The organism is Stutzerimonas sp. R40042, from assembly GCF_026642215.1.
In the GTDB taxonomy this organism is placed as follows: Bacteria; Pseudomonadota; Gammaproteobacteria; order Pseudomonadales; family Pseudomonadaceae; genus Stutzerimonas; species Stutzerimonas frequens.
In genome coordinates, this window is sequence record NZ_CP113258.1 from 341,669 (window position 1) to 356,217 (window position 14,549).

A 14,549-nucleotide genomic window follows, 5' to 3' on the forward strand; every position below is an offset into this window, starting at 1 on the left:
GGGCTGGCGGCCCGTAAAGCAAGCGCCCGGCTATATGCCGGGCGCAGGGAGCGATCACACCGCCAGCGGGGCCAGGCGTGGCGCGATCATGTTTTCAGGGCGCAGGATCTCGGCCAGCATGGCCTCGTCCAGTAGCCGTTCCTCGCGTACCAGCTCCAGCACGCTGCGGCCGCCGAGCAGGGCCTCACGGGCCAGGCGGGTGCTGTTGTCGTAGCCGATGTAGGGGTTTAGCGCGGTGATCAGGCCGATGGAGCTTTCCATCAGCTCGCGGCAGCGATCTTCGTTGGCGGTGATGCCTTCGATGCAGTGCTCGCGCAGCATGTCCATGGCGCGCTGCAGCAGGCGGATCGAATCGAACAGCTTGTAGGCGATCAACGGTTCCATGACGTTGAGCTGCAGCTGCCCGCCCTCGGCGGCCATGGTCAGCGCCAGGTCGTTGCCGATCACTTCGAAGGCGACCTGGTTGACCGCTTCCGGGATCACCGGGTTGACCTTGCCCGGCATGATCGAGCTGCCCGGCTGGCGCGGCGGCAGGTTGATCTCGTTGAAGCCGGTGCGCGGGCCGCTGGAGAGCAGGCGCAGGTCGTTGCAGATCTTCGACAGCTTCACCGCCAGGCGCTTGAGCATGCCGGAAAACAGCACGAACGAACCCATGTCCGAGGTGGCCTCGATCAGGTCGGCGGCCTGGCGCAGCGGCTGGCCGCTGATCTCGGCCAGGCGCTGCACGGCGATGGCCTGGTAGCGCGGGTCGGCATTGATGCCGGTGCCGATGGCGGTGCCGCCGAGGTTCACTTCCAGCAGCAGCTCCGGGGCGAAGCGGCGCAGGTGCTGCAGATCCTCGCCGAGGGTGGTGGCGAAGGCGTGGAATTCCTGGCCGAGGGTCATCGGCACCGCGTCCTGCAGCTGGGTGCGGCCCATCTTCAGCACATGGGCGAAGGCGTGACCCTTGCCGGTCAACGCTTCGCAGAGGCTGTCCAGGCTGGCCAGCAGGGTGTCGTGGCCGAGCAGGAGGCCCAGGCGAATCGCGGTGGGATAGGCGTCGTTGGTCGACTGCGCCATGTTCACGTCGTTGTTCGGGTGCAGATGCTGGTACTCGCCCTTGGCGTGGCCCATGGCCTCAAGACCGAGGTTGGCGATCACCTCGTTGGCGTTCATGTTGGTCGAGGTACCGGCGCCGCCCTGGATCATGTCCACCACGAACTGCTCGTGGAATTCGCCGCGAATCAGTCGTGCGCAGCCCTGGCTGATCGCCACGTGCTTGGCTTCGGGCAAGTAGCCCAGCTCGCGGTTGGCGTCTGCGGCGGCCTGCTTGACCATCGCCAGGGCAACGATCAGTTTGGGGTAATGCGACAACGCCACGCCGGAGAGGCGGAAGTTGTGCAAGGCGCGCAGGGTCTGGATGCCGTAGTAGGCGTCGGAAGGAACGGGGAGGGTGCCAAGCAGGTCTTTTTCGATTCGCGATGATGCAACTTCGGACATGATGGTAACGTGGCTCGGATAGACGCAGTCAGTGCTGCAGTGCGCCTAAAGTAAGGTCTGCGGCCTGTTCGAGGCCAATGCCGTTGATGGCTGGCTCATGCCGAAACGGCATAATGTTGGTGTGACTTCCCGCTCGTCGCCATCGTATGAGGGTCCTTTCACATGAATCTGGAAACCAAGTGGCTGGACGATTTCGTCGCCCTCGCGGCGACTCGCAGCTTCTCCCAGGCGGCGCAGCGCCGCTTCGTCACGCAGCCGGCGTTCAGTCGGCGCATCCGTTCGCTGGAAGAGGCTCTGGGCCTGCAGCTGATCAACCGTTCACGCACACCCATCGAACTGACGGAGGCAGGCCAGCTGTTTCTGGTCAGCGCACGCAACATGGTCGAGCAGCTCGGCGAGGTGGTGCGTCATCTGCACCATGTCGAGGGCCAGCAGGGCGAGGTGCTGCAGATTTCCGCGGCGCACTCGCTGGCGCTGGGCTTCTTCCCGGCGTGGATCGCCGGCCTGCGCAACGATGGACTGAACCTGGCGACCCGGCTGATCGCCACCAACGTCGGCGAGGCGGTGCATGTGCTGCGCGAAGGCGGCTGCGACCTGATCCTCGCCTACTACGATCCGGATGCCGCGCTGCAGCTCGACCCGGAGCTGTTCCCTTCGCTGCACCTGGGCCGTACCGAGATGCTGCCGGTCTGTGCAGTCGGCGCCGACGGCGTGCCGCTGTACAACGTCGACAGCGGCCAGACCGTGCCGTTGCTGGCCTATAGCGCCGGCGCCTTTCTCGGCCGTTCGGTGAACCTGCTGCTGCGCCAGCGCGCGCTGCGTTCGACCACCGTCTACGAGACGGCCATGGCCGACAGCCTGAAGAGCATGGCGCTGCAGGGGCTGGGGATCGCCTGGGTGCCGCGGCTGAGCGTGGAGCCGGAGCTCGAGCGCGGCGAGCTGGCGATCTGCGGCGGTGAGCAGTGGCGGGTGCCGCTGGAAATCCGCCTGTACCGCTGTTCGCTGATGCGCAAGGGTGCGGTGCGCCTGCTCTGGCGGCGCTTGGAAAACCGCACGGTTGACGCGCAGCGAGCGGCGGACGAGGCCGCCGGTTAGGGCACTCTGCGCAGGCAAATGAGCGCATCAAGCGGCGAACTGCACACATTTTGTTGCGTGGCGCCGGGCAACTTTTTCTCGTACTGCTGTCTTAGCTGAGCAATCCGACCATGGCCAGGCCGGACTCTAGCCAAGGACAGACAGCCGTGAACCACGACTCCGACGCCACCGTCCCCGATATGCATGCGGGCTTCGTTATGCCCGCCCCGGCGACCGCCAGCATCGCGCCCGTCACCCTGCATGCCGCGCTGACCCGCATCGCGCAAGCCTCGCCCGATGGAGCAGCGGTGCTTTCGACCCGCTTCGCGCCGCTGGACCATCGCGGCCTGCAGCAGATGATCGAGCGGACCCATCGCCAGTTGCGCCTGGCCGGTTTCGGCCGCGACGCGCGGATCGGTGTATTGCTGCCGGAAGCGCCACAGGCGGCGGTCGCGATCATTGCCATCGCCTGTTCCGCGGTTGCCGTACCGCTCGATCCGCGCCTCGGACCGGCCGAGCTGGACCAGTTTCTCCAGCAGCTGCCGCTCGATGCCCTGCTGATCGGCAGCGATGGCGACCAGCAGGGCCGTGCAGCCGCCGAGCGCCACGGACTCATGCTGATCAGTGCCGAAGCGGCGGAAGATGGCAGCCCGGCACTGCGCCTTGCGATGCCGGTTGCGGCGCAGCCGGCGCCGGACGAGCTGCCCGAGCCAGACGCCCCGGCGTTCATCCTGCGCAGCTCCGGCACCACGGCGCTGCCCAAGCTGATTCCCTTTACCCATCGCAACATGCTGACCGCTGCACGCAAGTGGCAGCGCTGGTTCGGCCTGGATGCCGGCGATCGTTGCCTGTGCGTGTCAGCGCCCTATTACTCCCACGGGTTGAAGGTCACCATCCTCACGCCGCTGCTCACCGGCGGCAGCGTCGCCTTTCCGCTCAGCCCGGCGGTGGTGGACCTGCACGAGTGGTTCGCAAGCCTGCGCCCCAGCTGGTATTCCGCCGGTCCGGCACTGCACCTGGCGATTCTCGAGGCAGCCCGTGCGCACCCCGAAGGGCTGAGCACACAACGGCTGCGCTTCGCCTCATCCGGCGGCGCCCCGCTGGGGCAGGAGATCATCGACAGCTTCGATCGCACCCTGGGCTTCCCGCTGCTGGAGCACTACGGCTCCAGCGAGGCCGCGCAGATCGCCGCCAACACCCCGGACGCGCGCAAGGCCGGCACGGTCGGGCGACCCTGGCCGGAGACCCTGAGCATCGTCGGCGAGGACGGCCAGCCGGTCGCCCCTGGCGAGCGCGGCGAGATCCGCGTGCGTGGCGCCACGGTGATGCCTGGCTACCTCGGCGACGAGGCGCTCAACCGCGAGGTGCTGCGCGACGGCTGGTTCCACACCGGCGACATCGGCAGCCTCGATGAAGAAGGCTTCCTGCACCTGCACGGGCGTCTGCGCGAGGTGATCAACCGCGGTGGCGAGAAGGTCAGCCTTTCGGAAGTCGATGCCGCGCTGCTGCGCCACCCGGCCGTGGCGGAAGCCGCGGCGTTCGGCGTACCCCATCAGCGCCTCGGCCAGGATGTCGCAGCGGCCGTGGTACTGCGTCCGGCAATGGAGGTGACGGGCGCCGAGCTGCAGCGTTTTCTGCGTGACGAGCTGGTCTACTTCAAGGTGCCGCGACGTGTGCAGATCATCGAGGCCTTGCCGCGCGGGCTGACCGGCAAGGTGCTGCGCCATCGCCTGGCTGACGCCTACGTCCAGCAGCGCAACGAGCGTGCCCGCCTGTCGACCGGCGCGGTCGCGGCTTCGCAGCTGGAGCAGGACGTGCTGGCCATCTGGCGGCGCCTGCTGAAGACCGAGGCGGTCGGCCCGGAGGATAACTTTCTCGACAGCGGCGGTGATTCGCTGCTGGCTACCGAAATGCTCACCGAACTGGAGCAGATGCTCGGTCGGGTGATTCCCGAATCACTGCTGATCGAGGCCGAAACCGCCCGCGAGCTGGCGGCGCGGCTGGAGAACCTTGCCAACCACGTCATTCCGGTCATCGATTTCAACGCCCAGCCGGGGCGCACGGCGCTGTTCTGGTTCCACGGCGATTTCGCCCACGGCGGCTACTACATCCGGCGCCTGGCTCGGCTGCTCGGCCCGCAGCAGCCGCTGACCGCCATCGCCCCCCATGGCATGGCCAACGAGCCGATACCGGCGTCGGTGCAACAGATGGCGCGTGAGCGCCTGCCGCTGATCCTCGAGCGTCAGGCGCAGGGGCCGTATCGCATCGGCGGCTACTGCAATGGCGCACTGGTGGCCTTCGAGGCTGCCCGCTTGCTGATCGAGGCGGGCCATGAGGTGGAGATCGTGGCGCTGATTGATCCGCCCACCGCCAATGTTCGGCCCTGGTCGCGCGCCATTCTGCGCAGCCTCGACCGCGTGCTGCCGGACATGCACCTGGCCCGCGCCTACGAGGCCCTCAGTCGCTTCGGGGAGACCAGCAAGTGGCCCTATCCCAAGCGCATCGCCAACCTGGTCTGGAAAATCTCGCGGCGCAGCGTGCGCATGGTGCGCCAGCGCCTGGCCGGCCATGTGCCGACGCCACCCACAGCGCGTGATCGCGAGGTGCGAGTGCGCTTTCTGCACTACTCGCTGGTGATGGCGCGTTGCCTGCCCGAACGCATCGACGCGCCGGTGGTGTACTTCTCGGCCGACTACACCAGCCGGGCTTGGCGCGACATGGGCACCAGCTTCGAGAGTTACGACGTACTCGGCGGCCATCACCGCTGCGTCAAGGACTACACCGCCTCCATCGCCACGCCACTGCGCGCGTTGCTGGAGGATTCGGCTGCGGCGATGCCTGGTCAGAGTGGCTTGATGTTGCCGCTGACCGAGCCGGGTGAGCGCGATGGCCTGGTGCCCTGATCATGCACGTGTCGAACCCGCTGCTGCCGCACAGCTTCCCGCGTCCCTCGGTAACAGGAGTAACCGCATGAAACGCTCGATCGCCACCGTGTCCCTGAGCGGTACCTTGCCGGAGAAACTGGAAGCCGTGGCCGCCGCCGGCTTCGACGGCATCGAGCTGTTCGAGAATGACCTGCTCTATCACTCCGGCAGCCCGCAGGACATTCGTCGACGCTGCGAGGACCTGGGGCTCGAGATCACCCTGTTCCAGCCGTTTCGCGACTTCGAGGGCTGTCCGCGCGAGCGTCTGCAGCGCAACCTCGATCGCGCCGAGCGCAAGTTCGACCTGATGCAGGAACTCGGCGCCGAGCTGATGCTGCTGTGCAGCAATGTGCAGGCAGATGCGTTGGGCGACCGCGAGACCTTGCTCGGCGACCTCACCCTCATCGCCGACCACGCCGGTGCGCGTGGCCTGCGGGTCGGTTACGAGGCCCTGGCCTGGGGCCGTCACGTGAAGACCTGGCGCGATGTCTGGACGCTGGTGCAGCAGGTCGACCATCCGGCGCTGGGCGTCATCCTCGACAGCTTCCACACCCTCGCCCTGCGCGACGATCCCAACGCAATCGTCGATATTCCGGGTGAACGAATCTTTTTCGTGCAACTGGCCGATGCGCCGCTGCTGAGCATGGATGTGCTGGAGTGGAGCCGGCATTTCCGCTGTTTCCCCGGCCAGGGCGAATTCGATCTGGCGGGTTTCCTTGCGCCCGTACTGAAGGCCGGCTACGGCGGTCCCCTGTCGCTGGAAGTGTTCAACGACGGCTTTCGCGCCGCGCCGCCGCGTGGTGTGGCTGCCGATGGCCTGCGCGCCCTGTTGCACCTGGAGGAACTGACCGGCCAGCGCTTGAACGCTACCGCCAGGCCCGCGCCGGCCGCCCAGGCACTGTTCACACCACCGCCGGCGCCGCGCTACGAGGGCATCGACTTTCTCGAATTCGCGGTCGACGAGCCGCACGCGGCGCGGCTGGGCGATTGGCTGCAGCGGCTGGGCTTCGCCCACGTCGGCCAGCATCGCTCTAAGGCGGTGCAGCTGTATCGCCAGGGTGAGATAAACATCGTGCTCAATGCCGAGCCGTACTCGTTCGCCCACAACTATTTCGAGGCGCACGGCCCATCGGTCTGTGCCATGGCATTGAAGATCGACGACGAGGCCTCGGCCCTGGCGCGCGCCTGCGCCTTCGGCGGGCAGCCCTACCGCGGGCTGATCGGGCCGAACGAGCGGCAGATTCCGGCCGTGCGTGCGCCGGACGGCAGCCTGATCTATCTGCTCGAGTCCGGCGCGCCGGGGCAGAGCAACTACGACATCGACTTCCGCCTGCACGCCGTCGCGTCAGCAGGCACTGGCCTGCAGCGCATCGATCACATGGCCACCGCACTGCCGGCCGAGAGTTTGGCCAGCTGGGTGCTGTTCTACCGCAGTCTGTTCGACTTCGAGGCGGACGACGAGCTGGTCCTGCCCGATCCCTACGGCCTGATGAAGTGCCGCGCCATGCGCAGTCCCTGCGGGCGGGTGCGGCTGCCGCTGAACACCTCGCAGGACCGCCACACCGTAATCGGTCAAACGCTGTCCAGCTACCGCGGCGCCGGCGTGCACCATGTGGCATTCGCCTGCGACGACATCTTCGCCGAGGTCGCACGGGCGCAGGCGGCCGGAGTGCCGCTGCTGAAGATTCCGCGCAACTACTACGATGATCTGGCCGCGCGCTTCGATTTCGACGACGCTTCGCTCGCCGAGCTCGCCCGCTACAACGTGCTGTACGACCGCGATGCCGACGGCGGCGAACTGTTCCACGTCTACACCGAGCCGTTCGAGGGGCGTTTCTTCTTCGAGATCCTGCAGCGCTGCAACGACTACGCCGGTTACGGAACGGCCAACGTGGCGGTACGCCTGGCCGCCATGGCCAAGCAATGCCGCCGCGCAGCCCCGGCCGCGCGTGTCATGGCCAGTGCCGGCTGATGGTTCATTAGCCAAAGGCCCTAGCTTGTGGCTGCGGCAGCGATGCTATGATCGCGAGCGGCCCGCCCCCTTGCGGATTGCCTGTTTCGTGCGGCCGCTGGAGCCCTGTCGTGCCCACCCCAAAACCAATCGGCCTGCGTCAATGGATCTGGCGGGCTTTCGTTCGCAGTGCGCTGATTCCACTGGTGTTGGTGGAGGCGGGGCTGATTGCTATCTACCTGCTGACCAACAGCGCGATCCGCGACGCCCAGATCGAGCACCTGCGCGAGACTGCGCTGAACGACCTGCAAGCGTCGGCCAGCCTCGAGTCGCGGCTGATCAGCGAGCAGCTGGAACAGGTCGCCTCGCTCACCGAGCTTTATCGCAACCTCACCGCACAGGCCCTGCTGGCCGATGCGCCGGTCGCGCCGCCGGAGCTGGCGCTGAGTGGCGACGGGGTGCGCTACAGCCCTGAGAACAACGGTGGCGCCGCGGTCTTCTACTCCAACGCCACGCCGGCCGAGCGCCACGATCTGGAGAAGATCGCGCGCTTGCGGCAGCTGGAACCGCTGATGAAGGAGATCGAGGCGCGCAACCCGCTGGTCGCCAGCCTCTACTTCAACAGCTGGGACAGCTTCAACCACATCTATCCGTGGTTCTTCACCCTCGACCAGTACCCGGCGGACATGGACATCCCCAAGTACAACTTCTATTACCTGGCCGACGCCGAGCACAACCCGGGGCGCGGCGTGGTCTGGACCGACGTCTACCTCGATCCGGCCGGGCATGGCTGGATGATGTCGGCGATCGCGCCGGTCTATCGCGATGATTTCCTCCAAGGCGTGGTCGGCATCGACATCACCGTCAGCGGCATCCTCGAACAGATCGGCCAGTTGCAGGTGCCCTGGGGCGGCTACGCCATGCTGGTCAGCGACGACCTGTCGATCATGGCGCTGCCGGAGCCCGGCGAAGAGGATTTCGGCCTGGCTGAGCTGACCGAACACTCCTACCTGGATGCGATCCGCAGCGAGATGTTCAAGCCCGAGGACTTCCGCCTCGATCGCCGCCGCGAAACCGCCGAGCTGGCTGCGGCGATATCTGGCTCCGACCGTGGCGTACAGCAGGTGATGCTCGGCGGCAGGCCGCAGCTGGTGGCTTGGACTACCGTGGCGCAGACCGGCTGGCACCTGCTGACGGTGGTGGACGAGGCCGCGGTGTTTCGCCAGACCAATGCGCTGGCCAGCCGCTACCGGCAGATCGGCTATCTGCTGATCGCCGGGCTGCTGCTGTTCTACATCGGCTTCTACGCGGTGATGTGGCTGCGCGCGCGCCAGCTCAGCCAGGCATTGCGCGATCCCATCGCCGGTATCTCGCAGATGATGAAGGAGATCGGCCGCGGCCGCTGGCGACCGGCTGCGGTGCACGCCGATATCCGCGAACTTGACGATATGTCGCGCCAGACGCTGGAGCTCGGCAACCGCCTGGCAACCAGCGAGGTTCAACGCGGCGACACCCAGCGACGCCTGGAGCTGGTGCTGGAAAGCGCCACCGAAAGCCTCTGGGAATACGACATGGTCAACCAATCGCTGCGCGTGCGCGGCAACCTGGTGGCGCGCTTCGGGCTGCCGTCCGCGGAGTTGCCGGACAGCCAGTTCCGCCAGCGCATCCATCCTGACGACCTGCCGCAGGCGCTGGTCCAGATCGAGCGCATCAAGCTGGGCCTGCAGTCGCGTTACGAGGCCAAGTACCGCTTCGCCGACGCGCTTGGCGAATACCACTGGCTGCTCAGCCGCGGGCGGGTTCTCGAGCACGACCCGGATACTGGTGCGGCGCGGGTGCTGGCCGGTACCCACGTCGACATCGATGCGCTCAAGCGGGTCGAGGAGGAGCTGCGCGCCGCCACCGTGCAGGCCCAGGCCGCGAGCGAAGCCAAGGGCCGGCTGCTGTCGGGCATCAGCCATGAGCTGCGCACGCCGCTCAACGCCATCCTCGGCTTCGCCCAGTTGATGCGGATGGACTGCGATGACGAAAGCCAGGCCGAGGCGGCCGAGTACCTCGACGAGATCCTGTTGGCCAGCCGCCATCTTAACCAGCTGCTGGGCGAGATTCTCGAATGGTCGAGCCTGCAGCAGGAAGCGCCTCAGCTGGAACTGCAGGCCGTCGATGTCTGCGGCCTGATGCGCGAATGCGCCGAACTGGTTTCGCTGGAGGTGCAGCAGCGGGGCCTGCAGCTCGAGCTATCGTTGCCCGACGAGGACCTGCAGGTGCTGGCCGAGCCGCGGCGCCTGCGTCAGGTGGTGCTCAACCTGCTGTCCAACGCGATGAAATACAACATTCCCGAGGGCCGCATCGCCTTGCGCGCGGAAACTACCCCGACGCTGGTTCGCCTGCTGGTCGAGGATACCGGGCTGGGTATCGACCCGGCGCAGCAGGGGCAGGTGTTCGAGCCTTTCCAGCGGCTCGGGCGGGAGAACAGCATGATCCAGGGCACCGGTATCGGCCTGTCGCTGTGTCTGGAGTTCGCCCGCCTGATGAACGGCCAGATGGGCCTGCACAGCGAGCCGGGTGTGGGCAGCCGCTTCTGGATCGAGCTGCCGCGGCTCGTGCCGCACCCAGCGCGGTAACCGGTCGACCGTCCGGGGTACTGGCCAGTCATGCCTTGCGCTATACTGCGCGGCTTTCGCGCGCGGGCGGTTCTGGCCGGTTCGCGCCCATCCAGGCCACGCTTTTTTGCGTGGTTTGTTGTTATTGACGCGCCCGCGGGCGCCAGACGAGAGGCACGACGATGAGCGCACTGGTAGGCGTGATCATGGGCTCCAAGTCCGACTGGTCCACCCTGAGCCACACCGCCGAGATGCTGGAAAAGCTGGGCATTCCCCATGAAGTGACGGTGGTGTCCGCCCACCGCACCCCGGATCTGCTCTTCCAGTACGCCGAACAGGCTGAAGCGCGCGGCCTGCGCGTGATCATCGCCGGTGCCGGCGGTGCCGCCCACTTGCCGGGCATGTGCGCCGCCAAGACCCACCTGCCGGTGCTCGGCGTGCCGGTGCAGTCGTCGATGCTCTCCGGGGTCGATTCGCTGCTGTCCATCGTGCAGATGCCAGCCGGCGTGCCGGTCGCCACCCTGGCCATCGGCAAGGCCGGTGCGATCAATGCCGCGCTGCTCTCGGCGAGCATCCTCGGCCACGAGTTTCCGGAGTATCACCAGGCGCTGAAGAAATTCCGCGACGAGCAGACCCAGACGGTGCTCGATAATCCGGACCCGCGCGGTTGAGCCGGAACTAAACTTTGCTTCCCAGTGCTGCGCCCATCGCGCGCTGGATCTGCCGCCTTAGTGAAGGGCCGTTGATATGAAAATTGGTGTGATCGGTGGCGGCCAGCTGGGCCGCATGCTGGCCCTGGCGGGCACTCCGCTGGGCATGAGTTTCGCCTTCCTCGACCCCGCGCCGGATGCCTGCGCCCAGGCCCTCGGCGAGCACATCCGCGCCGACTACGACGACAAGGATCACCTGCGCCGGCTGGCCGACGAAGTGGACCTGGTCACCTTCGAATTCGAGAGCGTGCCGGCCGAGACGGTGGCCTTCCTCTCGCAGTTCGTGCCGGTCTACCCGAGCGCCGAATCGCTGCGCATCGCCCGCGACCGCTGGTTCGAGAAATCCATGTTCAAGGACCTCGGCATTCCCACCCCGGAGTTCGCCGACATCCAGTCCCAGGCCGATCTCGACGCTGCGGTAGCCGGCATCGGCCTGCCTGCGGTGCTCAAGACCCGCACCCTGGGTTATGACGGCAAGGGCCAGAAGCTGCTGCGCAAGCCGGCCGATGTCGCCGGTGCGTTTGCCGAGCTGGGCAGCGTGCCGTGCATCCTTGAGGGCTTCGTACCGTTCACCGGCGAAGTCTCGCTGATCGCCGTGCGTGGCCGCGATGGCGAAACCTGCTTCTACCCGCTGGTGCACAACAGCCACGAGAGCGGCATCCTGCGGTTGTCGGTGGCCAGCAGCAACCATCCGTTGCAGGCGCTGGCCGAGGACTATGTCGGTCGCGTGCTCGCGAAGCTCGACTACGTCGGCGTGCTGGCCTTTGAGTTCTTCGAGGTGGACGGCGGGCTGAAGGCCAACGAGATCGCCCCGCGCGTGCACAATTCCGGTCACTGGACCATCGAAGGCGCCGAGTGCAGCCAGTTCGAGAACCACCTGCGTGCCGTCGCCGGCCTGCCGCTGGGCTCGACCGCCAAGCTGGGCGAGAGCGCCATGCTCAACTTCATTGGTGAAGTGCCGCCGGTGGACAAGGTCATCGCCATCGAGGATTGCCATCTGCATCACTATGGCAAGGCCTTCAAGGCCGGACGCAAGGTTGGCCACGCCACGCTGCGCTGCCCCGATCGCGCTACCCTGGACCGCCAGATCACCGCAGTAGAGACGCTGATCCCGCATTCCTGACGGCCGGCCGTCCGGCGCCGGCGAACGGCGGTAGCCCCCTCGGGTCCATTGGTTACCCACCTTTCGGACCTGAGGAGCACAACCATGGGCATTATCGGCACCATCATCATCGGCCTGATCGTCGGCCTCATCGCGCGCTTCCTGAAACCTGGCGACGACAGCATGGGCTGGATCATGACCATCCTGCTGGGTATCGGCGGCTCGCTGCTGGCGACCTACGGCGGCCAGGCGCTCGGCCTGTACCAGGCCGGCGAGGGCGCAGGCTTTATTGGCGCCGTGGTCGGTGCGATCATCCTGCTGGTGATCTACGGCATGGTCACCAGCCGCAAGCACTGACCCGCCGCGGGGCCGCGCCCTGCGGCCCCGTTCCCTTTTCACGTAGTGACCTCATGCGTTCATCTCTCGCCTCGCTGTTCTGCTGTCTCGCCCTCGTTGCCACCGTTCATGCCGCGCCATCGGAACTCGACTGGCTGGAACTGATGCCGCCCGAGGATCGCCAGGCGCTGGAGGAGATGCCGGAGATCGACCATGCAACGCCCGAGGACCTGGGCTTCAGCGATCAGGGCGGGCTCAAGCAGGAGGCCGGACTGCCGGCGGTGATGTATTCGGCCAAGACCGTCGCCGAGCTGAACGGCCGCGAGATCCGCCTCGGCGGTTACCCGGTGCCGCTGGAAAGCGACGCCCGCGGACGCAGCACCGAGTTTTTCCTCGTTCCTTATCCCGGTGCCTGCATCCACGTGCCGCCGCCGCCGCCGAACCAGATCGTGCTGGTGCGTTACCCCAAGGGCATCACCCTGGAGGACATCTACGCGCCGCTGTGGGTCGACGGCCGCCTGCAGATCGAGCCGGTCAGCAACGACCTGGCCGATGCCGCCTATGTGCTGGAAGCGGCGGCGGTCGAGCTGGTCGACGAAAGCGACCTCTGAGCCGCAGATCATGGCGCTGCCCACCGAACTCCGCCAGGCGCTACGTGAGCTGGCTGCGCACACCGAAGGCATCGATCTGCCGGTCTACCAGGCATTCGAACGTGATCCGCTGGAGCCCATAATCGGGCTTGGCGACACCGATGCACCGCTCTGCTTCTTCGGCCGCGACCCGGGCCGTGAGGAAGTGCGTCATGGCGAACCCTTCATTGGGTCCGGCGGGCAGATCGTCCGGCGCGTGCTCTATCGCCACCTGCATGGCGCTGAGATGCCGGACTTCGAGGCGGGACGGGCGCTGGGCCGGCACTACTTCTGGATCAACACCGTGCCGTACAAGCCCATCGGCAACAAGGCCTGGTCCATGACGGTGAAGCGCCGCTTCCAGCCGCTGATGCGCCAGTTGCTGATCGACAGCTGGCATGGCCGGCATATCGTCACGCTCGGTCGCGAGGCCTTTCTCTGGTTCGCCATCGGCCAGCCGCGCGAGGCGCGCCAACGCCTGGAGGCGTTCTGGCAGCGTGAGGATCGCTTTACGGCCAACCTCGATATCGATCTGCGGGACGCGCAAGGCCATGCACGAACCTTCACCCTGCACCCGCTGCCGCATCCCTCGCCGCTGAACCAGACCTGGTTCAAACGCTTCCCCGAGTTGCTGGAAGCGCGCCTGCGCCAGCTCGACGCTAGTCGCTGACCTGATTGGCGAGCTGCCCGGCCTGCCAGGCAGCGACGTTGCCCAGGGTGGTGCCGGCGATGGCTGCCAGCGCCTCCTCGGTGAGGAAGGCCTGGTGGGCGGTGACGATCACGTTGGGGAACGACAGCAGCCGCGCCAGCACATCGTCCTGCAGCGGCAGGCCGGAGTGATCCTCGAAGAACAGCCCGGCTTCTTCCTCGTAGACATCCAGCCCCAGATAGCCGAGCTGGCCGCTCTTCAGCGCGCCGATCAGCGCCGGCGTGTCGATCAGCGCGCCGCGACCGGTGTTGATCAGCATGGCGTGCGGTTTCATGGTCGCCAGGCTCTGCTGGTTGATCAGGTGACGGGTCTCTTCGGTGAGCGGGCAGTGCAGGCTGACGATATCGCAGCCGGCCAGCAGCTCGTCGATCGCCACGTAACGCATGCCGAGGCGTTCCAGCTCCGGGTTGGGGTAGGGGTCATAGAGCTGCACCTCGCAGCCGAAGCCCTGCATGATCCGCGCGAACACCGCGCCGATCTGCCCACTGCCGACCACGCCGACGCGCTTGCCGACCAGATCGAAGCCGGTCAGCCCCTGCAGCGAGAAGTTGCCTTCACGGGTGCGGTTGTAGGCACGCGGCAGGCGGCGGTTGAGCGCCAGGATCAGTGCCACGGTGTGCTCGGCCACGGCATGCGGCGAGTAGGCCGGCACCCGCACCACCGGCAGACCGAGACGCCTGGCGCAGGGCAGATCGACGTGGTTGTAACCGGCCGAGCGCAGTGCGATCAGCCGCGTGCCACCGGCCGCGAGCTGCTCCAGCACGGGGGCGGAGAGCACGTCGTTGACGAACGGGCAGACCACTTCGGCGCCCGTCGCCAGGGCCGCGGTGTCAGGGTCCAGGCGGGTCTCGAGAAAGTGCAGCTCGAAGCCATGGGCGTGGTTGGCAGCCTGGAAGCTGTCACGGTCATAGGGCTTGCTGCTGAACAGGGTGATGCGCATGGGAGCCTCGCGATAACGGGCGACTTGCCGACAGGGTGCGACAGTTGCCCGCCGCGGCCAAGTCGCTTCTGTCGCCCGATATGACCGGCGGC

The 14,549-nt window shown here is 66.9% G+C and carries 11 protein-coding genes; 9 read left to right on the forward strand and 2 right to left on the reverse strand.

The features are described 5' to 3' along the window. Positions 1 to 54: 54 nt before the first annotated feature. Complete coding sequence (locus tag OUY36_RS01525; RefSeq protein ID WP_152480669.1) at positions 55 to 1,479, reverse strand: aspartate ammonia-lyase; 1,425 nt, start codon at positions 1,477 to 1,479, stop codon at positions 55 to 57. Between the two features lie 162 nt (positions 1,480 to 1,641). Between OUY36_RS01525 and OUY36_RS01530 the strand changes: the two genes are divergently transcribed. The 9 genes from OUY36_RS01530 (at position 1,642) to OUY36_RS01570 (ending at position 13,478) form a co-directional block, all read left to right on the forward strand. Then, positions 1,642 to 2,574, forward strand: a complete 933-nt coding sequence (locus OUY36_RS01530; protein WP_152480670.1) for a LysR substrate-binding domain-containing protein — start codon at positions 1,642 to 1,644, stop codon at positions 2,572 to 2,574. 146 nt (positions 2,575 to 2,720) lie between these two features. Next, complete coding sequence (locus OUY36_RS01535; RefSeq protein WP_442807017.1) at positions 2,721 to 5,456, forward strand: AMP-binding protein; 2,736 nt, start codon at positions 2,721 to 2,723, stop codon at positions 5,454 to 5,456. 67 nt (positions 5,457 to 5,523) lie between these two features. Further along, positions 5,524 to 7,449, forward strand: a complete 1,926-nt coding sequence (locus tag OUY36_RS01540; protein ID WP_267936411.1) for a bifunctional sugar phosphate isomerase/epimerase/4-hydroxyphenylpyruvate dioxygenase family protein — start codon at positions 5,524 to 5,526, stop codon at positions 7,447 to 7,449. A gap of 110 nt (positions 7,450 to 7,559) precedes the next feature. Next, on the forward strand, positions 7,560 to 10,052 hold the full coding sequence (locus OUY36_RS01545) for an ATP-binding protein (protein ID WP_267936412.1): 2,493 nt from the start codon (positions 7,560 to 7,562) through the stop codon (positions 10,050 to 10,052). Between the two features lie 161 nt (positions 10,053 to 10,213). Further along, entirely contained in the window at positions 10,214 to 10,702 is a 489-nt protein-coding gene (purE, locus tag OUY36_RS01550) for a 5-(carboxyamino)imidazole ribonucleotide mutase (protein ID WP_003297758.1), read from the forward strand. Positions 10,703 to 10,778: 76 nt separating this feature from the next. After that, the gene (locus OUY36_RS01555) at positions 10,779 to 11,864 is read left to right on the forward strand and encodes a 5-(carboxyamino)imidazole ribonucleotide synthase (RefSeq protein WP_267936414.1); all 1,086 of its coding nucleotides are present in this window, start codon (positions 10,779 to 10,781) and stop codon (positions 11,862 to 11,864) included. An 84-nt stretch (positions 11,865 to 11,948) separates the two neighbouring features. Beyond that, entirely contained in the window at positions 11,949 to 12,200 is a 252-nt protein-coding gene (locus tag OUY36_RS01560; RefSeq protein WP_003297756.1) for a GlsB/YeaQ/YmgE family stress response membrane protein, read from the forward strand. Positions 12,201 to 12,253: 53 nt separating this feature from the next. Further along, complete coding sequence (locus OUY36_RS01565) at positions 12,254 to 12,790, forward strand: DUF3299 domain-containing protein (RefSeq protein WP_267936415.1); 537 nt, start codon at positions 12,254 to 12,256, stop codon at positions 12,788 to 12,790. A gap of 10 nt (positions 12,791 to 12,800) precedes the next feature. Then, the gene (locus OUY36_RS01570) at positions 12,801 to 13,478 is read left to right on the forward strand and encodes a uracil-DNA glycosylase family protein (protein WP_267936416.1); all 678 of its coding nucleotides are present in this window, start codon (positions 12,801 to 12,803) and stop codon (positions 13,476 to 13,478) included. Here OUY36_RS01570 and OUY36_RS01575 read toward each other — a convergent pair. Beyond that, positions 13,468 to 14,457 (reverse strand): 2-hydroxyacid dehydrogenase, encoded by a 990-nt coding sequence (locus OUY36_RS01575; protein ID WP_267936418.1) that lies wholly within the window; start codon positions 14,455 to 14,457, stop codon positions 13,468 to 13,470. The genes OUY36_RS01570 and OUY36_RS01575 overlap by 11 nt on opposite strands. Positions 14,458 to 14,549: the final 92 nt, after the last annotated feature.